The following is a 26,843-nucleotide window of genomic DNA, read 5'->3' on the forward strand; positions in this document are numbered from 1 at the left end:
ATGAAAATCGCAACGGCTCTTATCGTGGTGGGAAGGCGCATGGGCAGGATGGTGTGACCATCCGGCGACAGCCACCCATGCGCTAGATGACAGGCTCCTCCGGGGCCTTTTTTTGTGCCCGAAATCGGGCTCCCGGCCACAAACGCAAATCCAGCATCAAACGGAACAGACACAGATGAGCACGGACAATCAGGCGGCAGGCAATCGGATGACGGGAGCGGAGATCGTTCTCAAGGCGCTGAAGGATAACGGCGTCGAACATATCTTCGGCTATCCCGGCGGCGCGGTTCTGCCGATCTATGACGAGATCTTCCAGCAGGACGAGATCAAGCACATTCTCGTTCGCCACGAGCAGGGGGCCGGCCATGCGGCCGAAGGCTACGCCCGCTCCACAGGCAAGGTCGGCGTCATGCTGGTGACCTCTGGTCCTGGCGCCACCAATGCGGTCACGCCGCTGCAGGATGCGCTGATGGATTCGATCCCGCTCGTCTGCCTGACCGGCCAGGTTCCGACCCCATTGATCGGCTCCGACGCCTTCCAGGAATGCGACACGGTCGGCATCACCCGGCCCTGCACCAAGCACAACTGGCTGGTCAAGGACGTCAACCAGCTCGCCGCCATCATTCATGAGGCCTTCCGCATCGCCCAGTCCGGCCGTCCAGGCCCCGTAGTCGTTGATATTCCGAAGGACGTGCAGTTTGCGACCGGCACCTACACGCCGCCCGCCGATTACGCGATCCAGAAGAGCTACCAGCCGAAGATCCAGGGCGACCTCAACCAGATCCATGCGGCGATCGAGATGATGGCGAATGCGCGCCGTCCGATCATCTATTCCGGCGGCGGCGTCGTCAATTCCGGTCCCGAGGCCTCCAAGCTGCTGCGCGAGCTGGTCGAGCTCACCGATTTCCCGATCACTTCGACGCTGATGGGCCTCGGCGCCTATCCGGCTTCGGGCAAGAACTGGCTGAAGATGCTCGGCATGCACGGCTCCTACGAAGCAAACATGGCGATGCATGATTGCGACGTCATGGTCTGCATCGGCGCCCGCTTCGACGACCGCATCACCGGCCGTCTCAACGCCTTCTCGCCGAATTCGAAGAAGATCCATATCGATATCGATCCGTCCTCGATCAACAAGAACGTCCGCGTCGACATCGGCATCCGCGGAGATGTCGGCCATGTCCTCGAAGACATGGTCCGCCTGTGGCGGGCGCTGCCGAAGAGGCCGGAGAAGGGCCGCCTCGAGGATTGGTGGAGCGATATCGCCCGCTGGCGGGCGCGCAATTCCTTTGCTTATACCAAGAGCAACGATGTGATCATGCCGCAATATGCGCTGGAGCGGCTCTATGCGCATACCAAGGACCGCGACACCTACATCACGACCGAAGTCGGCCAGCACCAGATGTGGGCCGCGCAGTTCTTCGGCTTCGAACAGCCGAACCGCTGGATGACCTCGGGAGGCCTCGGCACGATGGGCTACGGCCTGCCGGCGGCCCTCGGCGTGCAGATCGCCCATCCCGAAAGCCTCGTCATCGATATCGCCGGCGATGCCTCGATCCAGATGTGCATTCAGGAAATGTCGACGGCGATCCAGTACGACGCGCCGATCAAGATCTTCATCATGAACAACCAGTATATGGGCATGGTGCGACAGTGGCAGCAACTGCTGCACGGCAACCGCCTGTCGCACTCCTATACGGAAGCGATGCCCGATTTCGTCAAGCTTGCGGAAGCCTATGGTGCGGTCGGACTGCGCTGCGAAAAGCCGGACGAGCTCGACGACGCCATTATCGAGATGATCGAAGTCAAGAAGCCGGTCATCTTCGATTGCCGCGTCGCCAATCTCGCCAACTGCTTCCCGATGATCCCCTCCGGCAAGGCGCATAATGAAATGCTGCTGCCCGACGAAGCCACCGACGAAGCCGTCGCCAACGCGATCGACGCCAAGGGCCGTCAGCTCGTATAACGATAAGGTAGGAACCCAGGACCATGAACGCACATCTTCAGCCCACGGGCTCTGCCTATTTCATCTCTCCGGAAACGACCGCAGTCGAGAGCCATACACTTTCGGTTCTCGTCGACAACGAGCCCGGCGTCCTTGCCCGCGTCATCGGCCTGTTCTCCGGCCGTGGCTATAATATCGAGAGCTTGACGGTCTCCGAGACCGAGCACCAGGCGCATCTGTCCCGCATCACCATCGTAACGCGCGGCACGCCTCATGTGCTGGAGCAGATCAAGGCGCAGCTCGAACGCATCGTCCCTGTTCACCGCGTCGTCGATCTGACGGTGCGGGCCCGCGAACTCGGTCAGGACCGGCCGATCGAGCGGGAAGTTGCGTTGGTCAAGGTGATCGGCGAGGGCGAAACGCGAGCCGAGACGCTACGGCTTGCCGATGCCTTCCACGCCAAGGTGGTGGACGCGACGATCGATCACTTCATTCTGGAGATAACGGGCAAATCCTCCAAGATCGACCAGTTCATCGCGATCATGAAGCCGCTCGGCCTGATCGAAGTCTGCCGTACCGGCATTGCTGCCATGAACCGTGGCGCGCAGGGGATGTGAGCCTGCTACCGCTGTTAGTCCGTGCCGATTAGCTGCCCCTCACCCTACTTCTCCCGTAAACGCGGCGAGGGGACGTGCGAAACGCAACATCGAGGTGGATGAAGCCGACTGGCAGCCGCTGTAGATCACAGCATCTCCAGCGGCTTTTTCCCGGCCGGCGGCGGGAAGGCAGCGTCGAGCGCTTCCCAATCGTCGTCGGTGATATTAAGCGAGACACAGTCGCGGTTTTCGCGAACACGTTCGGCATTCCAGGTCTTCGGGATGGCGATGACGCCGTCGCGTTTCAGCAGGAAGGCGAGCGCCAGTTGGGCGGGTGTCGCCTGGTAGGCCTTGGCGATGTGGATCAGTTCCGGATGATGGAGGATATGGCCCTGCTCGATCGGCGAATAGGCCATGACGGGAATGCCGCGGCTTCGACACCATGGCAGGAGGTCGAATTCAATGCCGCGGCGAGAGAGATTGTAGAGCACCTGGTTGGCGGCGACATTGACGCCATCCGGCACGCCAAGCAGTTCCTCCATGTCATCAGTGTCGAAGTTGGAGACGCCCCAGGCGCCGATCTTGCCTGACACCTTTAACATTTCGAAGGCGGCGACGGTCTCGGCGAGTGGATAGTTGCCGCGCCAATGCAGGAGATAGAGATCGATGCGGTCCGTGCCGAGGCGTTCGAGGCTGCGTTCGCAAGCCTCGATCGTGCCTTTCAGGCTGGCATTCCAAGGATAGACCTTGCTGACAATGAAGACCTCGTCGCGCCGTCCCCTGACCGCCTGGCCGACGATTTCCTCGGCGCCACCATCGCCATACATTTCGGCGGTATCGATCAGCGTCATGCCTAGATCGATACCGGCTCTGAGGCTTTCGATCTCGGTCTTGGCATGGCCGGCATCCTCGCCCATGGCCCAGGTTCCCTGGCCGAGCACCGGCACTTCCGCGCCGTTCGGGATTGTGATCGATGGGATAGGGTCGTCCTGCATGGTTTTGATCCTGGTCAGGAGATTGGGCTGCGCCGCTATCTTTCAAGTAATCCTGTCACTATGACAATGATGTAATGGTATCGGCGATTTAGGACAGTTATGCTGACCTAAATAAAGCGGGCTGCTGGAAAAGCCGGCTTCGGGAGGTTTCATGCCGCTGGATACGTTTCTCGCTCTCGTTCTCTTCGCCTTTACGACGTCGATCACGCCGGGGCCGAACAATATGATGCTTTTCGCTTCGGGCGTGAATTTCGGCTTCCGCAGGACTGTCCCGCATATGTTCGGCATCGGCGCCGGCTTCTTCTCGCTACTCATTGCCGTTGGTCTCGGGCTCGGTGCGCTGCTGCACACGATACCGATGCTCTATACCGTGCTGAAATTCGCCGGCGGCGCCTATCTCCTCTGGATCGCCTGGAAAATCGCTTCGTCGCGTTCGCTCAGCGAAGGCAAGAGCGGTGCGGCGCCAATGTCCTTTGTCTCGGCGGCGGCTTTCCAGTGGATCAATCCGAAAGCCTGGGTGATGGCGGTCACCGCAATGGCGACCTATACGAATCCGGAGCTTTATCTCGTCAGCGTGTTGATCGTCGGCCTGGCTTTCGCGGTTGTGAACGTGCCGAGCGTCTCAAGCTGGGCAGGCTTCGGCTCGGCGCTCAGGGAATGGCTTTCCGATCCGGTGCGGCTGAAGTGGTTCAATATCAGCATGGCCGTGCTTCTGGTGGCGAGCCTCTGGCCGATGCTAAAATAGAGCGATCGACGGTTTCGTCAGCATCAGCCAGAAAATGCCGAGGACGGCCGAGAAAGCCGGAAAGCCGAAAACGAACCAGATGCGGTAGAGGCTGTAATAGTGCGGCGGCAGGGCGCTTCCCGAGCTTGCCGCGGCGCGGGCGAGGTCGCGCAGTCGGATCTGCATCCAGACAACCGGCAGCCAGAACAGACCGGTGACGACATAAAGCAGCAGTGACAGCGCAATCCAGCCCTCCGACAGGTCCCAACCGATCGACCGCGCCAGGAGATAGCCACTCACCGGTTGGAGAAGAGCGGCGGTCGCCGTGAAGACGGTGTCGGCGATGACGACGGTCGCGGCGACATGGGCGATCAGCGCGGGCTCGCGTGTGCGGTGCGCCATCACCATGAAAAAGGCGATGCCGGCGCCGGTGCCGAAGAGCACGGTTGCGCCGATCACATGGGCAAGCAGCAGCCATTGCTCGAGCATCAGCGTTCATCCAGGGTGGCAAGCGCGGTGAGCGTCAGCAGGATCGATGGCAGCACCTTGACAAGGGGGCCGAGCGGATCGAGCCAGAAGGCGGGTTCGAGAAGTGTGCCGCCAGTGAGATAGGCCAATGAGACGGCCAGCATGCCGAGAAGGGCGCGTCTGGCAAGCGGGCGGACAAGGACTGCGGCGCCGAGCGCGATGTCGATCAGGCAGGTGAGAAGCGTCAGCGCCGTTGCGGCCGCGTCCGGCATGAAGGGCAGGAAGTGGGCGGAGGCCTTCTGCACCGCCAGCAGCGGGATCAGGCCGGAGAGCAGCCAGAAGGCCGACAGGCCCGAAATGACGAGCGGCTTCAGCAGATAGAGCCGGGCGAACCAGAGATCCTGCACGCCGGAAGGATTGGCTGAAAGCGTTGCCGCGGCTGATGTCGCGGCAAGGCCGCTCTCCGCCTTCGCGCTTTTAATGCCTTCCGACATGACGGTCATTGCCGTCGAGCGCAGCGGCGACCGCCAGCCGAGCAGGCCCGCGACATCGGCGAGCCATGTCACGGGCTGCGCCAGCCGCGGAGCAAGCGAAAAGACGCGGGCGGGCGGCAGGCCCAGCCATTGCCGGTGAAGGCGCACGAGATCGGCGAGCGTCAGCACCTCGTCGGCGGCAAGAACGATATCCCCGCGCAGATCGCCTGAAACCGCCCGCGACACGGCTTCCGCCACGTCGTCCACCGACAGGGTTTCGACCCCGCTTTCGGCGTGGATGAGCGGCAGCGCCAAGGGGAAGGCGGCAAGCGCCCGGATGAGCGACGAGCCGCCATGGGCATTGCGGCCGAGAACGAGGGCAGGGCGTAGGATGAGGTGGGGCAGGCCGCTTGCCGCCAGCGCCTCATCGGCCCGCCGCTTGGTGGCGAGGAAAGGCAGATCGCCGGCCGCGCCCGCCGTCCTTGCCGATATCTGCACCATCAAAGGCTGAGAGCGTTTCGCAGCGGAATAGAGCGCCAGCATCGCATCTCCCTGTGTGGCTGCCAAATCATCCGACAGGCCGTCCTGCAGCGCGCCGGCGCAATTGACGACGGCATGCTGGTCCTTCAGGAGATCCTCCCAGTCCTCGGCCTTCGTCATGCGGGACAGATCGGCCCGCCGCCAGTTTATCGCAGGCTGCTTCAAACGCGCACGCTCAGGATTGCGGCCGAGCCCGGTCACGGCATGCCCATCGGCCGCGAGCCGGGCCGCGACGACGGAGCCTATGAAGCCGGTTGCGCCGAGAATCAGGATGTTCATGGCTGGAGATTAGCGGAAAAGTTTAAGGGGGATAGGAGGGGTTGGCGGGTGCTTGGGGTGTGATAGAAAAGGGGATGTTTGCGCTGCTTTCCACGGGCGATACTTTGAGAAGGGCGGGGCCTTGCAATGATTCCCCTTCTCCCCAGCGGGGAGAAGATCCTATCTGTCGTTTGGGAGAACATCGCATTGCACGACCATGATCACGACGACCATCACAACTACGACAATCACCACGACAACCGCTACTCCGACATGCAGGCGCGCGTCAAAGCGCTGGAGACGCTGCTGACGGAGAAGGGGTTGATCGATCCGGGGGCAATCGATGCGATCGTCGAGACTTATGAGAGGAAGGTGGGGCCGCGCAACGGTGCGCGTGTCGTCGCGAAAGCATGGAGCAACCCCGAATTCGCGGACTGGCTGAAACGCGATGCGACGGCGGCGATTGCGAGCCTTGGGTTTACCGGCCGGCAGGGCGAGCATATGCGCGCCGTCTTCAATACGCCCGACACCCATAACCTGATCGTCTGCACGCTCTGCTCCTGTTATCCCTGGTCGGTGCTCGGCCTGCCGCCGGTCTGGTACAAGGCTCCGGCCTATCGCTCGCGCGCCGTCATCGATCCGCGCGGCGTACTGGCCGAATTTGGGCTGGTGCTGCCTGCGGAGAAAAAGGTCCGCGTCTGGGATTCGACGGCGGAGCTGCGTTATCTCGTAATCCCCGAGCGGCCGGCGGGCACGGAAGGGTTGGATGAGACCTCATTGGCCGATCTCGTCAGCCGCGATGCGATGATCGGGACGGCGATCGCGGGCAGCTCGAAAATTTCAGCTGCCGGCAGTCCGGAGGCTCTGCCATGAACGGACCCCACGATCTCGGCGGGCAGATGGGTTTCGGGCCTATCGCCCCTGAAAAGGATGAGCCCTCTTTCCATGCCGACTGGGAGAAGCGGGCTCTCGGCATCACGCTTTCCTGCGGCGCTTTCGGCGCCTGGACGATCGATGAGAGCCGGCATGCCCGCGAAAATATTCCGCCGGCCGATTATCTTGCCGCCAGCTATTACGAGATCTGGATCCGCGGCGTCGAAACGCTGCTCGAACGGCACGGTTTTGCGACGCGCGAGGAGTTGCTGTCTGGGCGCAAGCTGCAGGAGGGCGCGACGCCGAAACGGGTGCTGAAGGCCGAGATGGTACAGGCGGTTCTCGCGAAAGGCGGGCCATGCGATCGTCCTGTCGAGGCCGCGCCGATATTTGCGGTCGGCGAGACGGTGCGGACGAGGAATTTCAATCCGGCCACCCATACGCGCTTGCCCCGTTATGCCAGGGCCAAGACCGGCATCGTCGAAGCGGTGCAGGGTTCCTTCGTCTTTCCCGATGACAATGCGCATGGCAAGGGCGAGAACCCGCAATGGCTCTATACCGTCATCTTTGATGGCACGGAGCTCTGGGGTGAGGGTGCCGACCCGTCGCTGACGGTCTCGATCGATGCATGGGAGAGCTATCTTGAGCGTGTGTGAAATACCCTCTAAGCTCTCGCAACCGCCGGGTTTACCGAAGTCGCCGGAGGGTAATCCTGTTTTCCCTGAACCTTGGGCGGCTGAAGCCTTCGCCATAACCGTGCATCTGCTTGAGAAGGGGCTGTTTTCCTGGGCCGAGTGGGCCGAAACCCTTTCGCGGGAATTGCATCAGCCAGGCCGAGCCGAGGACGGCAGCGATTATTTCGACTGCTGGGTGGCGGCGCTCTCGGACCTGCTGGTCAGTCGCGGCGTGGCGGATGCATCCCTACTCCTCGACCTGCAGAAGAGCTGGCAGCGGGCGGCCGAAGCGACGCCGCATGGCAAGCCGATCGAGCTTGCCAACGATCCGCTGCGCTAAACGTCATGACGGGAACTGCCGATAGCACTCCTCGGCCACCGCGCGCAGCGCTTCGCGCGAGATTTCGCCGGTGACGGCATAACCGAGTTCGCCGTCGATCCAGTAGAAGGTTTCGAGATTGCCCGATGAGGCGAAGCGGAAGCTCGTCGTGCGGTTTTCCCTGTTGCGGCCGACCATGACGGTCAGGCGCTCGCCGGCCTGGTTCTCGTACATGAACATCGCGCCCGCCCGGCCGTCGACCGGCAGCAGGCGGCCGCCGACCAGCTTGAAGCCGAGGGGCTGCAGGTTCGGGATCTTGAGGTTCTCGATCGCCAGGCGCTTGCCGAGCCAGGTGGCGAGATGGGCTTCCTCGTCGGCGAAGACCTCGACGGGATGACGGACCTCGGCGGCATAGACGGTAAAGGCGGTCTCGGCCTGTTTCGGGAAGGTTTCTGAGCCGGTAAGCTGCAGCTCCGGCTTTTCTAGAAGAGCCGGGCCATAATACCCGCTGACGGCGCCGAGCGCAAAAACGAGGAGGGCCGCGGCGGCGAGTGCCCAGCGCTTCCGCGTGGGTGCGACCGCGCGTGAGGGCGCAACGAGCAGAGGATCAGTGTCCCTGGCCTTCTCGTACCCGGCAAAGAGGGAACGGATGCCTGCGTTCTGCGCCTGCCATTCGGCGATCATCGCCGCTTCGTCCGGGTTGTCCGCGAGGTAGGTCTCGATGCGGGCCCGCGAGCTTTGCGGCAACTGGCCGTCGGCATAGGCGTGGAGATCGGCTTCGGTGACGATCGGGTTGGTCTCGTTCATTTCGGTCTCCGAAGCGTAATGACGTTATCGGCCTTCAGATGCTCGGCGACGCGCCGGCGGGCGCGCGACAGGCGCGACATGACGGTGCCGATCGGGATATCGAGAGCGGCGGCGACCTCGCTGTAGCTATAGCCCTCGATGACGACGAGCATCAGCACGGCGCGGTGCTCCTCCGAAAGGCTGTTCAGCGCATCGTTGAGCCGGGCGCGCTCCAGCGGATCGGCCGGCGGTTCGGGCGCTGCCATATCCTCCGCAGCATTGAGCTCGACCAGGCCGTCGCGCGCCTTGCCGCGCCGGCCGTTGCGATAGAGATTGGTCATGATGGTCAGGACCCAGCCGCGCAGGTTGAGGCCGCGCCATTGGCCGCGGCGCGCCAGGACCTTCTCGACACAGTCCTGGAGCAGGTCCTCGCCATCGGCATCCGAGCGCGTCAGGCTGCGCGAATAGCGCCTGAGCGAGGGCAGGAGGGCCAGGATCTGGCCCTCGAACGTTTCCGGTGCGGGTATCTTCACGCCGGTTCCCTTGGCGTCAAGGTTTTGCGAGGTCCCAGTTGCCGCCGACACCGTCGCCGGTGATGTCGCCGGCCTTCTTGTCCTTGACCCAGTAATAAAGCGGCATGCCGTCCTTGGCCCATTGCTTCTTACCATCCTTGCGTTCAATGATCGAATATGCACCATCGGCCTTGGCATCGGAAGCGGCCATCAGCGGCGGCCAGTTCTTGGCGCAATCGCCGTTGCAGTTGGAAACGCCCTTGGCGTCTTTCTTGAAGGTGTAGAGGGTCATGCCATTTTCGCCGGCAAGCACCTTGCCCTTGGCGGTTTCGACTTCCTTGACGGGAGGGGCTGCGAAAGCAGCTGTCGCGGCAAGCGCGGCTGCCGCCGCGACGGACAGGAATTTCACGGATGTCATGATGTCTCTCCTCAGGTTGGGCACGCAATGCTGCGATACCTGATATGAGACACGGGGCGAGGCGGTTTTATTCCCGGCTGAGCGAAAGTTTTTCGCGCGCTCAGGATGAGGCTGGAGAGAGGCCGCGGAGAGCACAATACAAGCGAGGGATGCGATCTGCTCGGCGAAGGTGGACATCTTCGTTGTCTGCCGGTCATTTACATCATGCAGCTTTGCGGATATCCTGTATCCTTAATTTGGTTCGCAGAACCAGCCATTATGAGTTGCTGAATGATCCTGAAAAGCCAGGTCGAGTGGGCGCTGCATTGCTGCGCCATTCTCGCGGGCCTGCCCGAGGGCAGGTATCTCTCCACCAAGGCGCTCGCCGAGCTTCACGGTCTGCCGAAGGAATATCTCTCCAAGGCGCTGCAAAGCCTTTCGCAGGCCTCCCTGGTCGATACCACGCTCGGCCCGAGCGGGGGCTACAGGCTTGCGAGATCCCCATCCGAGATCAACTTCCTTGATATTGTCGAGGCTGTGGAGGGAAAGGCGCGTAGCTTCACCTGCACGAATATCCGCGAGAACAATCCGTGCCGGCCGGCAGGCTATTGCGACAGTAAGCCTTGCCCGGTTGCGCGCGTCATGTGGGAAGCCGACGAGGCTTGGCGAAATACGTTGAGAGCCGTCCGGCTCTCCGATCTTGTCGGCACCTTATCCGAGGAGGTGCCGGCGGACATCTGGCAAGACACGTTCCAATGGGTGCTCCAGCGCGCCGGCTGATCATGCCCTGAAGATGGTTCTGATGGTGTTCAGGATGGCATGCGCGTTGCGGACCTGTTCCGCAGGCAGGCCAGCGCTGTCGCGGAAGCGTTCGGCGCGGCCGGCGAGGGCTTCGGCGATTTCTTCGGCCAAACCGGGTCGTCGGGTGAGCAGCGGCGCGAAGGCTTCCTGGTCGATTTCATAGACCGTCGCCGGGGTCAAGGCCTCCAAGGTGCAGACTTCCTGCATGCCGACGAGCAATCCTGTCTCGCCGAAAAAATCGCCCGGTGCGAAGCGCCCGCGCTCTTCGCCTTCGCGCCGCGCCACGATGATGCCGGCGCGCACCATCATCAGCGAGGGCAGCATTTCGCGCTCCCGCACGATCACATCGCCCTTGCGGAACTGCCGGAGAGTCGTGGTTTCAGCAAGTTTCTGCTTTTCATCAGATGTCAGTGTCGCAAAGACCGGAATGGCTTCGATCAGTGCAAGCGGCGTGACTGTCGGCGGCCTGGCGTTTTCTTCCGTCGGCAGATCGGCGGTCAGCACATGGGCGGCGGGCGAAACCGCCAGAAGCAGGCCGGCGGATTTGCAATGACGATAGACGAGATCGAGTACCTCGTTTCGCGCCGTCACGCGCTGGCTGGGGCTCGTCACCCGAAACAGCAGCTCGACCTCGAGTGCGGTGGCATCCAGCCCTTTCAGCGCGACGACCGGCGCAGGCTCCCGGACAATCGAATTGCAGCTCGTGAGCGCGGCGAGCATGATCTGGCGGATCGATGCCGGCATCCGGGTCGGGGCGATGCGGACGGTGAGGATCAGCAGATGGGTCTCGTCCGGCCGGCTGACATTGGTCAGGCCGAGTTTCGCCAGGAAGCTGTTGGGCAGGACGACGACATTGTTGGCGCCGGTCAGGATGTGTGTCGCGCGCCAGTTGCTTTCGACGACGCGCCCTTCCGTGCCGTCGCTTAACAGAATCCAGTCGCCGATGACATAAGGCCGGCCGAGCGTCAGCGCGATGCCGGAAAAGACGTCGGCAAGCGTGTTCTGAAGCGCCAGGCCGAGAATGATGGCGACCACGCCTGATGTCGCGACGAGGGTGCCGATCGGCACGCCGAAGACGTAGGCGAGGATCGAGAGCGCGATGCCGATATAGACGATGCCGACGACGAGATCCTGGAGCAGGCGGGCCTCACGCGGGCTGCCCTCCAGCACCAGATAGAGCCTGATGAAGCCGATGACTGCCCATGCCAGATGGACCCACCAGAGCGATTTCGCCAGGATGACGAGTAGGGCTCGCGGGTCCTCGGATTGATACCCCCCGAAACGATGCGGTTCGATGCCGCTGCCGACGAGGATCAGCGTCATCACCGCAAAGAAGAGGATCTGCACCACCAGCCGCGTCGTCGGCCGCTGACTGGAGAGGAAATACCAGACAATGATGCCGGCAAAACCGACCACGATCAGGGACATCAGCGGCCTACCGAAGAGCGCGTCGTAGTTCATCTCTGTCTGTCTCCGGAAGGGGCGGCGGCACATGATTCAGCGTGTCGGCCACCCGCGAAAGCGGCCGGCTCTCCGCGGGTGGCCGTCAGCGAATACTCACTTTTTCAGCGGGAAAGTCAGTTCTTTCTGATCGGTGTCGACGACGAAGACGGCGAGCAGGCGGGCGGGCTCTGTCTCGCTGCCATTGGCGCTGACGCCATGGCGGTCGCCCGGCATTTCCGAGAAGCTTTCCCCGGCCTGATAGACCTTGACCGGGCCGTCATTGACCTGGCTGCGGATCGATCCTTCGAGCACGGTGGCGTAGATGAAGGCCGAGTCCGGGTGGGTATGGCCTTCGGAGAAGCCGCCCGGGCCGTATTCGACCAGCACGCCCTTGATGCTCTTGCCCGGCACGTCCGGCAGTTCGTGCTCATAGACGAGCGTCACCTTCGCGGATTTGCTGCTGTCGTGGGCGGCGCCACCGGTCGCTGTGAGAAAGGCGAGTGCGGCGGCGAGCATTGATGTCCTGATCATGGGAATCTCCTGTGTTGCTGGGATGGAGAGGACGCGCCCAAGCGACCGCGTCCTGAGGCAAGTCAATCACTTCGACTGGCTGATTTTGCGAACCACTCTTCGAAGGTGATCGTACCGAGCCGCGGATTGTCGTCGGAGACGAGCGACTGATCGTTCAGCTTTGCGCCGAAATATCGCGCCTCGGCGTCGGCCTCGACAGTCCTCGGGTCCTTCATCGCTTTCAGATAGCTGGCGACGAGATCGCTGAGGCGAGCGCGCTCGGGACCCGATATCTCGATTGTCTTGTTGGCGGGGGCGGAGAGCGCCACGTCGGCCATGGCGTCGGCAACGTCATCGGAGGCGATCGGCTGCACATAGGCCGGCGACAGGCGGACCGTCTGGCCGACGGTGCCGGACTGGGCGATGCCGTTCAGGAATTCCATGAACTGCGTCGAATGCACGATGGTATAGGGAATACCCGAGGCCCTGATCAGCTTTTCCTGAGCGAGCTTGCCGCGGAAATAGCCGCTTTCCTGCAGGCGCTCAGTGCCGACGACCGACAGCGCGACATGATGCTTGACGCCAGCGGCCTTTTCGCCGCCGAGAAGATTGCGTCCCGAGGTCTCGAAGAATTCGAGCACGGCCTTGTCCTCGAAGGAGGGTGAATTGGCAAGATCGAGCACGACCTCTGCGCCCGCAAGCGCTTCCGCCAGTCCTTCTCCGGTGATCGTGTTGACGCCTGAGTTCGGCGAGGCGGCAATCACCTCATGGCCGCGCTTGCGCAGGCGCTCGACGGTTTTCGAACCGATGAGACCGGTTCCGCCAATGACAACGATTTTCATAACGGATCTCCTTTCGCTGCCGGGGTGCGGCAGCGTCAAAATGAATCTTCTCAATGAATTGCGAGGGTTAGTTCAGGCCAGCCTTATCGAGGCCGTAGGCCTTGTCGGCCGTGCCGGGCACAGTCTTGAAGCCGACATTGACGCGGTTCCAGGCATTGATTGCCATGACCACGAAGGTCAGGTCGGAGATTTCCTTTTCGGAAAGCTGGCCGCGAACCCGCTCATAGATCTCGTCGGGAACGCCGCCCTCCGGCAGCTTCGTCAGGGCTTCGGTCCAGGCCAGCGCGGCGCGCTCGCGGGGAATGAACAGGTTCGATTCCCGCCAAATAGCGACGTGATAGATCCTGAGCTCACTCTCGCCGAGGATTTTGGCCTGCTTCACATGCATATCGAGGCAGAAGCCGCATCCGTTGATCTGCGAAGCGCGGATCTCGACCAGGGCCTGCAGCTTCTCGTCGATCACGCTGCTGCGGAGCGCCATGCTGAATTCCATGAACTTCTTGAAGAGCTCGGGTGACTGCTGGGCGTAGTTCAATCGCTGGGTCATGTCTTTCTCCTCTAATTAAGGACATTTAATATCCTTATGGATAAAAGATATCCTTAATTGCTGGACTGTAAAGTCATTCTCGCTTAGTCTGGCGGCATAAAGCCTATGCGCAAAAGTATGAGGAGGAGGGGATGGATATCGTTTCGGCATTACGGACCTTTCAGCGCGTCGTGGAGACGGGCTCGTTTTCAGCCGCGGCGCATGATCTCAATGTGACCCAGCCCGCAGTCTCCCGGCAGGTTGCGGCACTCGAGGGCCATTTCAACACGCGCCTGCTGCATCGCACGACGAGCGGCCTGTCGCTGACGGCGGAGGGCGAGAGGATGCTGCCGATGGCGCTCCGGATTCTCGAGGCGGTGGAAGAGCTCGGCGATGCCGCCGGATCGGATGGAGCGATCGCTTCGGGCAAGGTCAGGCTCAGCGTTCCTGCACCGCTCGGCCTCTATCTCAGCGAGCGGTTGGGCGATCTTCTCGCCGCTCATCCCAAACTCTCGGTCGAACTGCTTTTCAGGGAGCAGAGCTCCGATATGATCGAGGAGCGCCTCGATCTCGAAGTGCGCCTTGGCCCGGTCGCCGACAGCAGCCTCGTCTGCCGGCGGATCGGCTGGACGACGGCCTTCCTCGTCGCGTCTCCCGCCTATCTCTCGCGCAGGGCGGCTCCACGCGCCCCGAAGGACATCAAGGATCATGAATGCCTGTGCTACGCGAGGGCAGGCGAGGCCAACACATGGTCCTTTTCGAACGGCTCGGAAGATATATCGGTCAGGATCTCGCCGCGCCTGACCGCATGCAACGCCGTCGCCATTCACAGAGCCGCCCTTGCCGGCGCGGGACTGGCGGTGCTCTCCCACATCATCGCCATGTCCGATATCGCCGCCGGCCGGTTGATCCAGGTGATGAAGGATTTCCAGCCGAGCCGGCTGCCGGTCACCGTCGTCTATCCCTCGCGACGTAACATGCCGCTGCGCGTCAAGACCGTTCTGGATTTTGTGATGGATGCGATGGGGCAGGACCCGTCCATGTGTGCAGGCGCCGCGGACCGGGCCTGGAACGGATGAGCGCCGGGATCTGCCGTCGTCGGCCATGCCGCGTCAGTTTCCGCCTTGCCTAAGTCAGGCGAATCCTGCCAAGTCGTCTGATCATGCAATTTGCGCCGCAACAAGACGAAGCCCTGAAGGCTGTTTCGAAATGGCTGAACGAAGGGCGCTCGCCGCTCTTTCGCCTGTTCGGCTACGCCGGAACGGGCAAGACGACGCTTGCCCGGCATTTTGCCGAGAATGTCGACGGCGACGTCCTGTTTGCCGCTTTTACCGGCAAAGCCGCGCAGGTGCTGCGTTCGCGCGGCGCCTCCAACGCCAAGACCATTCATTCGTTGATCTACCGCCCGCGCGGCGAGGAAGCGGTGGAGGACGAGGAAACCGGCAAGACCTCGATTGCGCCAATGTTTGCGATCAACCGGCAAAGCCCGGTGGCGAAAGCGGCGCTGATCATCGTCGACGAATGCTCGATGGTGGACGAGGCGCTCGGCAAGGACCTGATGAGCTTCGGCACGCCGATCCTGGTGCTCGGTGATCCCGGCCAGCTGCCGCCGGTTTCGGGCGGCGGCTACTTCACCAACCAGGAGCCGGATTATCTCCTCACCGATATACACCGGCAGGCCCGCGACAATCCGATCATCAAGCTCGCCATGCAGGTGCGCGAAGGCAACGAGATCATGTATGGCGACTACGGCACGGCCAAGGTGATCTCAAAGAACGAGGTGACGCAGCAGCTCGTGCTCGATGCCGACCAGGTGCTCGTCGGCACCAACCGGACGCGGCGGCGCTACAATCAGCGCCTGCGCGAGCTGAAGGGCTTCAGCGCCGATTATCCGCAGACCGGCGACAAGCTGGTCTGTCTTCGGAACGATCCTGCCAAGGGCCTGCTCAACGGCTCGCTGTGGCAGGTGATGACCTCGTCCAAGGAAACGACGAAGCCCGGCATCAATCTGCTCGTCCGTCCCGAGGACGACGACATGGATCGCGGGGCGGCTAAGATCAAGCTGCTCAAGCAGGCCTTCGAGGATGTCGAAGGCGAGATCCCCTGGAACACCCGCAAGCATTACGACGAGTTCGACTATGGTTATGCCCTGACCGTCCACAAGGCGCAGGGCTCGCAATGGAACGACGTCGTGCTCTTCGACGAGAGCTGGGCCTTTCGCGACACGCGGGAACGCTGGCTGTATACGGCGATCACACGTGCGGCGGAGACGCTGACGATCGTTCGCTGATCCCGATCGGGGCCGGCCCCTCATCTGCGTTCATCGCTGCGAACCGGACAGTTATGGTTTAAAGTGGAAGGAGACAGTGGCGCTCGTCAGGGGAATTAAGCCTGCACGATGCCCAGCAGCACGGCCTTGGCGATCGCCTGGAAGCGGTTGTTGGCGCGGAATTTCAGGATGATTCCGGCCTCGAGATCCCTGGTCTCATCATGCTTCAGATCGAGTGCCCGGGCGATGCGCTGGGTGGAATAGCCCTCTGCCATCAGTTCCAGGCAACGCAGTTCCTGCGCGGTCAGGCTGGAACTGTCTTGATTGTCGTTGAGCGGCTGCGTCTCCATGCCGTCGTCGAAATCCAGGAGATCGCCGACCTGCTGGAGCTGGCGGTGCAGCGTCGACATTTCGGCCGTCAACTCGCGCTTGCGCACCTGCAAGACCTCGCGGAACATCGCCTCGGCCGATTCCTGCGAATCGGCGTTGCGAAGCTCGTCCATCAGTTCCTGGATAACTGCAATCGGCATGCCTGTCTCGCGGCAGACGGTGATGACGGCCATGCGCATCACGTCGTCCTGGCCATAAACGCGCATCAGGCCGATGCGATTGGCCGAGATCAATCCCTTTTCTTCGTAGAAATGCAGTGTCCTGTGCGTAACGCCGAATGCGTTGGCCATATCGGCGATAGGCACCGGACCTTCCGGCAGATCCGGCGGCAGCGCGGCCAAAGGCAGGAACCGGTATTTCGACCGGGCCTCCGAAGCGACACCGGCGGCAGCAAACAGGCGTTTGGAACCGTCTGGCATGAACCCTCCTAGGGCAGCTTGTTGCACCTCATGCGGTTTTGCCAGTTGCTTCCCGGTCGCGGCGAGTGGGGTTTCCTCTGAGCGTCTTCTATGGGAAAGAAGCAGTACGCGGCCTACGTTTACGCGACACAATGTCCACGTTATGCGTGAACGATCTTTTTTATAAGTGCTAAAAATAATCTCTTTTAAATGGGATAGCAACGCGACGGGGCGCTCTACAGGTTTTGCGCGAAGGTTCCAGCAAAACACGCGCTGCGCCCGCCGCATCTTCGCAGCCGGCGGGAACCGCTATTCCTGGTACGCCCATCACTGTTGTAATGCCGATCCATCAATATCGGCGTCGCATTCATCTGCGATTCTCGTTGGCCATTGCCGGGCACTTGGCTTAAAAAGCGGGGCCCCCCGTTTCCGAGACCGATGGATAATCCGCCATGCCAGCCAAGCTCTCCGTGAACCTCAACGCCATCGCCATGCTGCGCAACCGGCGCGATCTGCCCTGGCCGAGCGTCGAAGCCCTCGGGCGCATAGCCCTTGCATCAGGCGCCAGCGGTCTGACGGTGCATCCGCGCCCCGACCAGCGCCATATACGATTTGCCGACTTACCCGTCATCCGCAACCTGATCGACGACGAATTCCCGAAGGCCGAGTTCAACATCGAGGGTTATCCCACAGAGGAATTCCTCGAACTCTGTGCCGGCGCTGCACCCGAGCAGGTGACGCTGGTGCCCGACGACCCATCGCAGGCGACCTCCGATCACGGCTGGGACTTCCGCAAACACCAGGCGTTCCTCACCGATGTCGTCGTGCGGCTGAAGAAGATGGGATGCCGGGTCTCGCTCTTTGCCGACGGCGACGGCGATGCGGAAGCGGTCAAGATCGCCAAGGCGGTCGGCGCCGACCGGATCGAACTTTACACCGGACCGTATGGCGGCTGCTACGACGCGCCGGAGCGGGCAGCCCCGATCCTCGAAGCGCTGGGAAAGACTGCAGACGCGGCGCTGGCGATCGGTCTTGCCGTCAATGCCGGGCATGATCTGACGGTCGCAAACCTGCCTGATCTGGTGAAGCGCATTCCTGATCTTGCCGAAGTTTCCATTGGCCATGGGCTGACCGCCGATGCGCTGGAATATGGCATGGCGGAAACGGTGCGGCGGTTTTGCAGGGCTTGTGGGCAGAAGGTTTGATGATGGCGTCCGGCGACGGTACGGCGGTATCAACTGGTTTTGTCGTCGCATCGGTAGCGCCTGGGGTTAACCCCTCTGTCCTGCCGGACATCTCCCCCACAAGTGGGGAGATCGGCTGGGCGAGATGGCTTCTCCAAACAACTACCCTATAGCTGCCGCGCTAGGGTAGCGAGGGAGCGATGGTCTAACCTCCTGCCACTCTCCCCACTTGTGGGGGAGATGCCGAAGGGCAGAGGGGGTGTCACACGGCACTCCCTCCTCCTCCGTCATTCGTGTCCTCAGGGCTTTACCGCGCGATATTACAGGAATTCACGCACGGCGCGTCCGCGCCGTGCGTAATTTATTCGACGTGGAGCTTTCTCGCTCGCGCTGCATCCCTGCGACGTTGCGCAGGGATGCATATCGGCTCAATGCCCCCCGGCGCTGTCAGCCGCCGTCAGTGCAGCCTTATGCGCCACGAAGAAATCCTTCAGCGGCAGCGGCTGTCTACCCGTTAGTTTGGTGAAGTCTCCGGTCACGATCTCGAATTTGCCGGCGCGGATGTTGGCGTCGGCGGAGACCAGCATGTCGGCGATGAAGCCGGGGAGGCCGGCGCCGCGGATGCCCTGGCCGAGCTGTTCGTCCGTGACGTCGACCACATCGAGCGGCTTGCCGGCGGCTTCGGAGACGGTGGCGGCGACCTGCCGATTGGTCAGCAGTTCAGTGCCGGTCAGCGTGTAGGTGGCGCTTTCGGCGGTGCCGGAGGCAAGGGCTGCGGCGATCGCCAGGGCGCAGTCGTCGCGCGATATCGTCGAGATTTTGCCATCGCCCGTGGCGCTGAACCATTTGCCGCCCTGTAGATTGTGGGGCATGCCATGCAGATAGTTGTCGTGATACCAGGCGTCGCGGATGATCGTGTAGGCGAGGCCGCTCGCCTTGATAGCATTTTCGGTGCCGAGATGGTCGGGCGCGAAAGTGACGAGCGAATCGTCGGGCGCCGGCATCGAGGTGTAGGCGATGTGCTTGACTCCTGCCTTGGCGGCGGCAGCGACGGCGGCCTTGTGCTGGGCCAGACGCTTGCCTGGGGTGTCGAGCGCGTCGGTGCTGATGATCAGCAGCCGGTCGACGCCGGCGAAAGCCTTTTCCAACCCTGCCGCGTCATCGAAATCGGCCTTGCGGGTGACGACGCCCTTGTTTGCGAGCTCGGCGAGCTTCTCGGGGCTGCGCGTTGCCGCGACGATGTTGCCGGGGGCAACCCTGTAGGTTTCGATGAGGTGGTGGATGACACGCTGGCCGAGCTGTCCGGCGGCGCCGGTGACCAGGATGGTTTCGCTCATGGGGTCGTTTCCTTTTGCGTTGGGCGAGGTGGTCTCAAAAAGAGACTAACTCTAGAATAGGAATTGACTTCGCGGTGTAAAGGAGGCAGTTTTTCGGCTCTACGTTACCAAAAGGGAACCAGCAGATGAGCGGCACGGTCCTCAGTCTGAAGAACAAGATGGCGGGGGCGCGGCGCGAGATCGACCTTGCCGACCTCGATTTTTCCAATTGCCCGGTTCGGGACATGATGCAGCAGATCGGCGGCAAATGGTCGACGCTGCTGCTCGAGGTGCTGGCGGCCGAGCCCCGTCGGTTCGGCGAACTCAGGCGGATGCTGCCCGACATCTCGCAGCGTATGCTGACGCAGACGCTGCGCGATCTGCAGAGGGATGGTTACATCGCCCGCGAGGTCTTCCCGACCAAGCCGCCTAGCGTCGAATATTCTATGACCGATCTCGGCCGCTCGCTCTATCAGCCGCTGTCGGAGCTTCTGAACTGGGCGGAAGCGAATCACGATGCCGTTCGCGCCGCCCGTTCGCGTTTCGATTCCGCAGAGAGCTAAGCTTTGCCGCGGCGGCCTTCCGTCAGGAACAGCAGGAAGGCCAGTGCCGGGAAGGCGAAACCGATCCAGGCCGTCATCGTCCAGCCGCCGGTCGCATAGGCCCAGCCGCCGAGCGCCGAGCCGAGCGCGCCGCCGGCAAAGAAGGTGGCCATGAAGAGGCCGTTCAGCCGGCTGCGATGTTCCGGGTTCAGTCCGTAGATGGCGCGCTGGCCGCAGACGAGATTGGTCGTTACCCCGAAATCGAGCATGATCGCCGCCACCGTCAGAAGGATCAGGGCGGTGAGCGAGCCGTCGCCTGCGAAATGACTGATCACGAAGGAAACCATGCCGAGCAGCATGGCGATCGTCGTGGCGATCCTGGTCATGCCGCGGTCGGCAAGCCGGCCGGCGATCGGCGAGGCGACGGCGCCGGCCGCGCCGGCGAGCGCGAAGAGGGCAATGCCGTTCTGCGTCAGGCCGAAGGCCGGGCTTGCGAGCAGCAGGGGCGTCGTCGTCCAGAACAGGCTGAAGGCGCCGAACATGCCGGCCTGATAGAGGGCGCGGCGCTGCAGCACGCGCGAGGTCATCGCCAGATGGGCCATGGAGGCGAGCAACTCGCCATAACGCAGCTTTGTCTTCGGCACACGGACCGGCAGGTTGGCGCGCAGCACGATGGCGAGCACAAGCATCAGCCCGGCGGTGAGGTAATAGACGACGTGCCAGGAGGAAGCTTGGGCGACGAAACTTGCGAAGGGCCGCGCCAGCATGATGCCGCAGAGCAGACCGCTCATGACATTGCCGACGACCTGGCCGCGTGTGGCATCGGGCGCCATGTTTGCGGCAAAGGGTACGAGTACCTGGACGGCGACCGAGGCGAGGCCGATGGAGAGCGAGGCGGTGAGGAACATCGCAGGCGTCGTCGACAGTGCGGCGCCGATGAGAGCCGCGGCAGAGACGGCGATCAGCAGCAGCACCAAGCGGCGGTTTTCCGTGAGATCGCCAAGCGGCACGATCAGCAGCAGGCCGAGTCCGTAGCCGATCTGCGTCAGCGTGACGATCAGGCCGGTGGCGGCGGGCGTGAAACCGAGATCGGCGCTGATCGGGCCGGCAAGCGGCTGGCCGTAATAGAGATTGGCGGCCACCAGCCCGCAGGCGGCGGCGAAAAGGAAGGTGAGCCAGGGGGACAGCGTTCGTGGAATGGCCTTCTCAGGCGTCGTGGCTGAAATGCTCATCGGAAACTCCGGTATCCAAGGATTTGCGAGGATTGAATGCAAAAATGCTGGCTGCGGCCACCCGATCCTTGATCTGATGCCGTTATTTTCGATCGTCTGGGGCCTGACCTCAGGTCACGAGGTTCATCGACGCTTCGGCCGCGGCGAGCATCTCCTGCCTGCCGCGTCCTGTTTTGCCGATGACGCGCAAGCCCTTGGTGAAGCAAAGAAAGGCGAGGGCGGCGGCATCGGGGTCCACGGTCTGCGGAATGGTGCCGTCGGCCTGGCCGAGGCGGATGAGATCGGCCATCAGCTTCTCGTCGGCGGCAAAGGCGGTCGCGACGTTGGCGGCGGCTTCCTCGTCGAGCAGGGAGAAATCGTTGGCACCGCCGACGACGAGGCAGCCTTTGCGGCCGGCATCGCCATAGGAGAGCTCGGTATAATACATCACCATCTGGAAGACTTTTTCGCGGCCCGTCTGCACAGACGCGATCATCGCTTCCAGACGCCGGCGGCCGAGCTGGCGGTAGCGCGCAAAGGCGGCAAGAAAGACGCCGCGCTTATCCTTGAACGCCTTGTAGATGCTGCCCGAAGCGAGATCCATCGCCTCGGTCAGATCGCTGATCGAGGTGGCGTAGTAGCCGCGTTCGGAAAAGACCCGCAGGGCCGCATCCAGAGCGGCGTCCATATCGAACTCGCGCGGACGGCCACGACTGCGAGCTTTTCCATCTGAGGTGAGGTTGTCAACGGTCATGATCCCTAATTAGGAAATGTTCGTTTCCAAATCAAGCGAAATTTCTGTGATGCAGCAAATCAGAGGGTGAGAACCCAGTTCTGGCCGTTCGCCTCGGGGCCGAACATGTTATGTCTCTCCTCGGAGACAAGGCGGAATCCAGCCTTGATGTAGATGGCACGGGCGGTATCGAGCATGTCGTTGGTCCAGAGGGAAAGCTCGCGATAGCCCTTCTGCCTGGCGAAACGGATGCATTCGTCGACCAGCAGCTTGCCGAGCCCAAGACCGCGGGCTGATTTGTCGACATAGAGCAGGCGTAGCTTGGCGACGCCGTCGCCGCCATTGGTGACGAGGACCGAGCCGAGATTGATGCCGCCGCGCTCGGCAATCCAGCAATATTCGAGCGCCGGATCGAAATTGGCGAGGAATTTTCCGGCGACGTCGGCGACCAGCGCCTCGAAGCGCAGGTCCCAGCCATATTCCTCGGCGTAGAAGCGGCCCTGGCTCTGGACGATCCAGCCGATATCGCCGGCGCGATGGGGGCGGAGGATGGCCGGCGCCGGTTTGACGGCCGGATCGAGCAGAGCGCGGATCGTGCCCATAGCCGAGACGACGGCCTGCGGCTCACCCTCGGCCAGCGTGTCGAAACGGGCTGCAATCTGCGCATTGGCGCGCCGGCCGAGTTCCTCGAACTGCTCTCGTCCCTGATCGGTGACAGTGATGACCTGGCTGCGTAGATCGGCCGGGTCGGGGCTGGTCTCGATCAGCCCCTCGGCGCGGAAACGCTTGAGGATGCGGCTAAGATAGGCCGGGTCGAGATGCAGGTCGCGCACGAGGCCGGCGGCGCTGACGCCGTCATGCGAGCCGATCTCAAACAGGATGCGGGCATCGGTCAGCGTAAACGGCGAGTCCAGATAGGCCTTGTTCAAGAGGCCGAGGAAGTTCGTGTAGAAGCGGTTGAAATCGCGGGCGGTTTCAATGAGCGGGATATTGGACATGGCGAAGGTCTCCAGGTGGAGACACCGAGGTTGCCGACAAAACCCGCGACTTCTCTTTCGTCATGCTCTGGCATCCCCGAGCATCTGCCGTCAGTCGATAGGCAGCAGATCCTCGGCACAAGGCCGAGGATGACGCCGGGTGAGATGAGGCGCGTCAACAACTGACAAAAGTCTCCGTATGAAGACTTTTGTCACGCATTTAGTGGACTGAGTCAACTAAATTGTCGCTGCGATTCAGGCGGCTTCTTCTTCCGTTTTTTCCTCAGCCCCAAAAGCGAACTCGACTGCCGCGCGCGCATGGATCGTCGTCGTGTCGAAGCCCGGCAGCGGCAGGCGGTCAGGATCGAGGATCAGGCAGATCTCGGTGCAGCCGAGGATGATGCTGTCGGCACCTCTTTCCATGGCGCGGTCGATGATCGCGATCAGCTTTTCCCGTGAACTATTGCGCACCCTGCCGGCGCAGAGCTCGTTGAAGATGATGTCGTGCACGGTGGTGCGGTCGGCAGCATCCGGCACCATAATGTCGAGACCGAGGCTCTTCATGCGGTCGGCGTAAAAACCGTGCTCCATCGTGTAGCGGGTGGCGAGCAGCAGCGGGCGTTTGCGGCCGGCGGCATGCAGCGATTTCGCCGTCTCGTCGATAATATGGATCAGCGGCACGGAGATCTTCTTCGCAACCTCGTCAGCGATCAAATGCATGGTGTTGGTGCAGATGAGGACGCAGCCGGCGCCGCCTACCTGCAGGCGCAGAGCCACATCGGCGAGGCGGCGGGCGGCCATGTCCCAGTCGCCGGCCTTCTGAAGCGCGACGATTTCCTCGAAATTGACAGAATGCAGGATGAGCTCGGCCGAGGCGAGGCCGCCTTTGCGGGCGCGCACCATCTCGTTGACCAGGCGATAATATACCGCCGAACTTTCGAAACTCATGCCGCCGATCAGGCCGATCGTTTCCATCTCTTCATGCTCCCATGCTTCAACTTCGAAAATGATGCCGCAATGCTGGCGCGGCGTGTTTGCGTTATTTGTCCTTCACGCTTAATGTGTGCTATAAAATTGCGCGATTTTGAAAAGTCACGCAAAACGAAGGCGCAAGGCTGACTTGACACACATGCTGGACGATCGCGACAGACGTATTCTCGACATGCTGCAGACGGATTCAGGTATATCCGTCACCGACCTCGCGGAGCGCGTGGCGCTTTCCGTCTCAGCTTGTTCGCGGCGCATTCAGCGGCTGGAGGAGACCGGCTATATCGCCAGACGCATCGTCGTGCTCGACCGCGAAAGGATGGGCGTGCCGACCACGGTCTTCGCGCTGGTCAAGACGGCCCATCATTCGGACGAATGGACGGAGAGTTTTCGCAGAATCATCAGAGATATTCCCGAGATTGTCGAGGCGCACCGGTTGACCGGCAATCACGATTACATCCTCAAGATCGTGCTGCCGCGCGTCGAGCATTACGATGTCATCTACAAGCAGATCGTCCGTAAGCTGGAACTTTTCGACGTGTCGGCTTCGATTTCGATGGAAATGTTGAAACATGGGATGGCGATACCCGTGGGTTACGCTCGGTGAACAGCGGTATGCTGAAAAGCAGGGTTGGGTCGCCCGAGGGGCCGTTACCCTGACTGCCATCGATAGGAATTGATTTTTCTCGATCCGGAACATTTTTCGATGTATTATGTTCACCTTTGGTTCAGGAGGAGGGGAGGATATTTCCTCCTCTTGAAGGAGGAGGAGAACAATCATGAGAAAGCTGACTGTCGTTACGTTATGCTTGATCATGGGTGCCCCCGGCATCACGCCGGCACAGGCGTTTCCGGCTATCAATCCACCCAGGATCGAAGCGCAGCAGCAAATCGAGCATGTGCGATGGCGCGGCCACGGCGGCCACTGGGGTGGCGGCTATTACGGAGGCGGCTATCACGGCCATCATCACCATGGATCGGATTGGGGCTGGGCCTTAGGCGGTCTGGCCGTAGGCACCATCATCGGCGGCGCCTTGGCGCAGCCCTATTACGGCTCGTACTACGGTTCACCCTACGGCTATTACGGCTCGCCCTACCGCTATTACGGTTCGCCCTACGGCTATTACGGCTCGCCTTACCGCTATTATGGCTCGCCGTACCGCTATGGCGGCTATTATGGCCGGCCCTATCGGGCCTATGCATATGGAGGGGGCAGCAGTCACGTGAGCTGGTGCTACGCCCGGTATCGTTCGTACCGGGCGTATGACAATACCTACCAGCCCTATTATGGCCCCCGTCGTCAGTGCGTCGGTCCCTATTGATTGGCACTGACGCCGTCTGCATTATGAACTGTTTTCAGGCCGCCCAACTTCTTCCGATCCGTTGGGCGGCCTTCTTCGACTGCGATCGGCGCAGGGGAGACATGCCGAAACGGCGGTTGCAACCTTCGCGGCGAAGGCCACATTGGCTCTCAGCGAAATGACGCAGAAGGGCAGGTCATGGGCGATCATCATGTGGTTGTTGTCGGCGGCGGTTTCGGCGGACTGCAGCTCGTCAACGGGTTGAAGGGCGCAGGGGTGAGGATCACGCTCGTCGATCGACGCAACCATCATCTCTTCCAGCCGCTGCTCTATCAGGTGGCGACGACCATTCTCTCCACCTCGGAAATCGCCTGGCCGATCCGCCGCCTCTATGCCGACCGGCCCGACGTGACCGTGCTGCTCGGCGAAGTCGCCGATGTCGACAGCGGCGCGAAGACGGTTTCGTTACGCAACGGCATGACTCTCGGATACGACACGCTGGTGCTGGCGACCGGCGCGACACATGCTTATTTCGGCCGTGACGAATGGGAGCCGGTAGCGCCCGGCCTGAAGACCCTGGAGGACGCGACGACGATCCGCCGGCGGGTGCTGCTTGCGTTCGAGAAGGCGGAGCTGGAGGCCGATCCGCTCGTGCGCGACGCGCTGCTCACCTTCGCCATTGTCGGCGCTGGGCCGACCGGCGTCGAGCTTGCCGGCATCATAGCCGAGCTCGCGCATTTCACGCTGCCGAACGAATTCCGCAACATCGATACGCGCAAAACCCGCGTCGTGCTGGTCGAGGCCGGCCCGCGGGTGCTGCCGACCTTCGCCCAGGAGCTTTCGGCCTATGCCCAGAAGGCGCTGGAGAAACTGGGGGTCGAGGTCCTCCTCGGCAAGCCGGTGACGGAGTGCGGCGCCGACGGCGTGCAGATCGGCGAGACCTTCATCCCGAGCCGGACGATCGTCTGGGCCGCCGGCGTCACAGCTTCGCCGGCAGCTCGCTGGCTCGGCGTGCCGGCCGACCGGGCAGGGCGTGTGGTCGTCGAAGAGGATCTGAGCGCGCCCGGCCTGCCCGATGTCTTCGTCATCGGCGACACCGCCTCGGTGATGCGCGAGGACGGCAAGCCGGTGCCGGGTATCGCACCCGCAGCAAAGCAGCAGGGCGCTTATGTCGCCAAGGTCATCCGCGCGCGTCTTTCGGGCAAGCCGGCGCCGGCGCCCTTCCGTTACCGGCACCAGGGGAGTCTCGCGACGATCGGCCAGAGTGCGGCGATCATCGATTTCGGCCGGATCAAGCTGAAAGGCTGGATTGCTTGGTGGATTTGGGGCCTCGCCCATATCTACTTCCTGATCGGCACCCGCTCGCGCTTCGCTGTCGCCTGGAGCTGGCTGTGGATCTATCTCAGCGGTCAGCACAGCGCCCGGCTGATCACGCAGCGGGAGACGATGCGAGAGGAGGCGTAGGTTTTCTTCTTTTCGTCAGCTGAAGGACGGCGGGAGAGGGCGCGCCGTGTGGCACCCCCCTCTGCCCTGCCGGGCATCTCCCCCACAGGTGGGGAGATCGGCTGGGCGCGATTGTTCCCCAAACAACTACCGCATCGTTATTCGATACAGCAGAGAGGGATCGATGATCCAACCGCTTGTCGATCTCCACCCTTGTGGGGGAGATGCCCGGCAGGGCAGAGGGGAGCGCCTCACGGCACGCCGACACAGCAAACCAGCCGGCGCACCCGCAGCGTAAATGCAATACACCCAAGCTTGACATATCTCTGCACCCAGCCTTAGCATCCCGCCCGCGTCCTTCCACCACCTGGGTGTCGCATCCAGCCGTAACAACGGACAGAGGTTCCAAT

Annotated in this window: 30 protein-coding genes; 14 read left to right on the forward strand and 16 right to left on the reverse strand. The window is 62.2% G+C overall.

The window, feature by feature from the left end; translation table 11 throughout:
* Positions 1-175: 175 nt before the first annotated feature.
* Entirely contained in the window at positions 176-1,966 is a 1,791-nt protein-coding gene (locus tag PH551_RS01575; RefSeq protein ID WP_097597997.1) for an acetolactate synthase 3 large subunit, read from the forward strand.
* A 23-nt stretch (positions 1,967-1,989) separates the two neighbouring features.
* Complete coding sequence (gene ilvN / locus PH551_RS01580) at positions 1,990-2,562, forward strand: acetolactate synthase small subunit (protein WP_011426035.1); 573 nt, start codon at positions 1,990-1,992, stop codon at positions 2,560-2,562.
* A gap of 125 nt (positions 2,563-2,687) precedes the next feature.
* Here ilvN and PH551_RS01585 read toward each other — a convergent pair whose 3' ends face one another.
* Complete coding sequence (locus tag PH551_RS01585) at positions 2,688-3,536, reverse strand: aldo/keto reductase (protein ID WP_285191586.1); 849 nt, start codon at positions 3,534-3,536, stop codon at positions 2,688-2,690.
* A 151-nt stretch (positions 3,537-3,687) separates the two neighbouring features.
* On the opposite strand from PH551_RS01585, the gene PH551_RS01590 reads away from it, so the two are divergent.
* On the forward strand, positions 3,688-4,281 hold the full coding sequence (locus tag PH551_RS01590) for a LysE family translocator (protein WP_085778731.1): 594 nt from the start codon (positions 3,688-3,690) through the stop codon (positions 4,279-4,281).
* Here the strand turns inward: PH551_RS01590 and PH551_RS01595 are convergent.
* Together PH551_RS01595 and PH551_RS01600 are read right to left on the reverse strand one after the other, a co-directional pair.
* Positions 4,273-4,749, reverse strand: coding sequence for a DUF2269 family protein (locus tag PH551_RS01595; protein ID WP_285191587.1), 477 nt, complete (start codon positions 4,747-4,749; stop codon positions 4,273-4,275). The genes PH551_RS01590 and PH551_RS01595 overlap by 9 nt on opposite strands.
* Positions 4,749-6,020 (reverse strand): SDR family oxidoreductase, encoded by a 1,272-nt coding sequence (locus tag PH551_RS01600; protein ID WP_285191588.1) that lies wholly within the window; start codon positions 6,018-6,020, stop codon positions 4,749-4,751. The genes PH551_RS01595 and PH551_RS01600 overlap by 1 nt, the downstream gene beginning before the upstream one ends.
* A gap of 186 nt (positions 6,021-6,206) precedes the next feature.
* Here PH551_RS01600 and nthA point away from each other — a divergent pair, with 186 nt between their 5' ends.
* Genes nthA through PH551_RS01615 form a run of 3 tightly spaced genes read left to right on the forward strand, consistent with a single transcriptional unit; the run spans position 6,207 to position 7,886 of the window.
* Positions 6,207-6,872, forward strand: coding sequence for a nitrile hydratase subunit alpha (gene nthA / locus PH551_RS01605; protein ID WP_285191702.1), 666 nt, complete (start codon positions 6,207-6,209; stop codon positions 6,870-6,872).
* Positions 6,869-7,528, forward strand: coding sequence for a nitrile hydratase subunit beta (nthB, locus tag PH551_RS01610; RefSeq protein WP_097598003.1), 660 nt, complete (start codon positions 6,869-6,871; stop codon positions 7,526-7,528). The genes nthA and nthB overlap by 4 nt, the downstream gene beginning before the upstream one ends.
* Entirely contained in the window at positions 7,515-7,886 is a 372-nt protein-coding gene (locus PH551_RS01615; RefSeq protein ID WP_285191589.1) for a nitrile hydratase accessory protein, read from the forward strand. The genes nthB and PH551_RS01615 overlap by 14 nt, the downstream gene beginning before the upstream one ends.
* Before the next feature lie 3 nt (positions 7,887-7,889).
* On the opposite strand, the gene PH551_RS01620 is transcribed toward PH551_RS01615, so the two are convergent.
* From PH551_RS01620 to PH551_RS01630, 3 genes are read right to left on the reverse strand one after another with little or no spacing between them, the layout of a single operon-like run.
* Complete coding sequence (locus PH551_RS01620; RefSeq protein WP_285191590.1) at positions 7,890-8,672, reverse strand: anti-sigma factor family protein; 783 nt, start codon at positions 8,670-8,672, stop codon at positions 7,890-7,892.
* Positions 8,669-9,184, reverse strand: a complete 516-nt coding sequence (locus tag PH551_RS01625; protein ID WP_085778724.1) for an RNA polymerase sigma factor — start codon at positions 9,182-9,184, stop codon at positions 8,669-8,671. Before PH551_RS01625 ends, PH551_RS01620 begins: the two co-directional genes overlap by 4 nt.
* 16 nt (positions 9,185-9,200) lie before the next feature.
* Positions 9,201-9,581, reverse strand: a complete 381-nt coding sequence (locus tag PH551_RS01630) for a COG4315 family predicted lipoprotein (RefSeq protein ID WP_085778723.1) — start codon at positions 9,579-9,581, stop codon at positions 9,201-9,203.
* Between the two features lie 270 nt (positions 9,582-9,851).
* On the opposite strand from PH551_RS01630, the gene PH551_RS01635 reads away from it, so the two are divergent.
* A complete protein-coding gene (locus PH551_RS01635) occupies positions 9,852-10,340 on the forward strand; it encodes an RrF2 family transcriptional regulator (RefSeq protein ID WP_085778722.1) in 489 nt (162 codons plus the stop codon).
* On the opposite strand, the gene PH551_RS01640 is transcribed toward PH551_RS01635, so the two are convergent.
* From PH551_RS01640 to PH551_RS01655, 4 genes are all read right to left on the reverse strand, one after another.
* The gene (locus tag PH551_RS01640) at positions 10,341-11,822 is read right to left on the reverse strand and encodes a cyclic nucleotide-binding domain-containing protein (protein WP_285191591.1); all 1,482 of its coding nucleotides are present in this window, start codon (positions 11,820-11,822) and stop codon (positions 10,341-10,343) included.
* A 96-nt stretch (positions 11,823-11,918) separates the two neighbouring features.
* Positions 11,919-12,335: a cupin domain-containing protein gene (locus tag PH551_RS01645; protein ID WP_285191592.1), complete on the reverse strand. Its 417-nt coding sequence runs from the start codon at positions 12,333-12,335 to the stop codon at positions 11,919-11,921.
* 62 nt (positions 12,336-12,397) lie between these two features.
* Complete coding sequence (locus tag PH551_RS01650; protein WP_285191593.1) at positions 12,398-13,156, reverse strand: SDR family oxidoreductase; 759 nt, start codon at positions 13,154-13,156, stop codon at positions 12,398-12,400.
* A 67-nt stretch (positions 13,157-13,223) separates the two neighbouring features.
* Complete coding sequence (locus tag PH551_RS01655) at positions 13,224-13,703, reverse strand: carboxymuconolactone decarboxylase family protein (RefSeq protein ID WP_085778718.1); 480 nt, start codon at positions 13,701-13,703, stop codon at positions 13,224-13,226.
* A 131-nt stretch (positions 13,704-13,834) separates the two neighbouring features.
* Here PH551_RS01655 and PH551_RS01660 point away from each other — a divergent pair, with 131 nt between their 5' ends.
* Positions 13,835-14,761, forward strand: a complete 927-nt coding sequence (locus PH551_RS01660; RefSeq protein WP_085778717.1) for a LysR family transcriptional regulator — start codon at positions 13,835-13,837, stop codon at positions 14,759-14,761.
* An 83-nt stretch (positions 14,762-14,844) separates the two neighbouring features.
* A complete protein-coding gene (locus PH551_RS01665; protein ID WP_285191594.1) occupies positions 14,845-15,972 on the forward strand; it encodes an ATP-dependent DNA helicase in 1,128 nt (375 codons plus the stop codon).
* A 95-nt stretch (positions 15,973-16,067) separates the two neighbouring features.
* Here PH551_RS01665 and PH551_RS01670 read toward each other — a convergent pair whose 3' ends face one another.
* Positions 16,068-16,760: a MerR family transcriptional regulator gene (locus PH551_RS01670; RefSeq protein WP_085778715.1), complete on the reverse strand. Its 693-nt coding sequence runs from the start codon at positions 16,758-16,760 to the stop codon at positions 16,068-16,070.
* A gap of 431 nt (positions 16,761-17,191) precedes the next feature.
* Here PH551_RS01670 and PH551_RS01675 point away from each other — a divergent pair, with 431 nt between their 5' ends.
* Positions 17,192-17,944, forward strand: a complete 753-nt coding sequence (locus PH551_RS01675) for a pyridoxine 5'-phosphate synthase (RefSeq protein ID WP_285191595.1) — start codon at positions 17,192-17,194, stop codon at positions 17,942-17,944.
* A 407-nt stretch (positions 17,945-18,351) separates the two neighbouring features.
* Here PH551_RS01675 and PH551_RS01680 read toward each other — a convergent pair whose 3' ends face one another.
* A complete protein-coding gene (locus PH551_RS01680; RefSeq protein WP_285191596.1) occupies positions 18,352-19,260 on the reverse strand; it encodes an SDR family oxidoreductase in 909 nt (302 codons plus the stop codon).
* Positions 19,261-19,385: 125 nt separating this feature from the next.
* On the opposite strand from PH551_RS01680, the gene PH551_RS01685 reads away from it, so the two are divergent.
* Positions 19,386-19,802 (forward strand): winged helix-turn-helix transcriptional regulator, encoded by a 417-nt coding sequence (locus PH551_RS01685; RefSeq protein ID WP_285191597.1) that lies wholly within the window; start codon positions 19,386-19,388, stop codon positions 19,800-19,802.
* Here PH551_RS01685 and PH551_RS01690 read toward each other — a convergent pair.
* The 4 genes from PH551_RS01690 to PH551_RS01705 all read right to left on the reverse strand — a co-directional run bounded on the left by PH551_RS01690 (position 19,799) and on the right by PH551_RS01705 (position 23,677).
* Positions 19,799-21,013, reverse strand: a complete 1,215-nt coding sequence (locus PH551_RS01690; protein WP_285191598.1) for an MFS transporter — start codon at positions 21,011-21,013, stop codon at positions 19,799-19,801. The two genes, PH551_RS01685 and PH551_RS01690, sit on opposite strands and share 4 nt — an antisense overlap.
* Positions 21,014-21,122: 109 nt before the next feature.
* On the reverse strand, positions 21,123-21,746 hold the full coding sequence (locus PH551_RS01695; protein ID WP_285191599.1) for a TetR/AcrR family transcriptional regulator: 624 nt from the start codon (positions 21,744-21,746) through the stop codon (positions 21,123-21,125).
* Positions 21,747-21,805: 59 nt separating this feature from the next.
* Entirely contained in the window at positions 21,806-22,723 is a 918-nt protein-coding gene (locus PH551_RS01700) for a bifunctional helix-turn-helix transcriptional regulator/GNAT family N-acetyltransferase (protein WP_285191600.1), read from the reverse strand.
* A gap of 234 nt (positions 22,724-22,957) precedes the next feature.
* Positions 22,958-23,677, reverse strand: coding sequence for an aspartate/glutamate racemase family protein (locus tag PH551_RS01705; RefSeq protein WP_285191601.1), 720 nt, complete (start codon positions 23,675-23,677; stop codon positions 22,958-22,960).
* Between the two features lie 154 nt (positions 23,678-23,831).
* On the opposite strand from PH551_RS01705, the gene PH551_RS01710 reads away from it, so the two are divergent.
* The 3 genes from PH551_RS01710 to PH551_RS01720 all read left to right on the forward strand — a co-directional run bounded on the left by PH551_RS01710 (position 23,832) and on the right by PH551_RS01720 (position 26,454).
* Positions 23,832-24,296, forward strand: a complete 465-nt coding sequence (locus PH551_RS01710; protein WP_285191703.1) for an Lrp/AsnC family transcriptional regulator — start codon at positions 23,832-23,834, stop codon at positions 24,294-24,296.
* A gap of 172 nt (positions 24,297-24,468) precedes the next feature.
* Positions 24,469-25,011 (forward strand): BA14K family protein, encoded by a 543-nt coding sequence (locus tag PH551_RS01715; RefSeq protein WP_285191602.1) that lies wholly within the window; start codon positions 24,469-24,471, stop codon positions 25,009-25,011.
* A gap of 177 nt (positions 25,012-25,188) precedes the next feature.
* Entirely contained in the window at positions 25,189-26,454 is a 1,266-nt protein-coding gene (locus PH551_RS01720; protein ID WP_285191603.1) for an NAD(P)/FAD-dependent oxidoreductase, read from the forward strand.
* Positions 26,455-26,843: the final 389 nt, after the last annotated feature.

The organism is Rhizobium atlanticum, assembly GCF_030182485.1.
Lineage (GTDB): Bacteria > Pseudomonadota > Alphaproteobacteria > Rhizobiales > Rhizobiaceae > Rhizobium.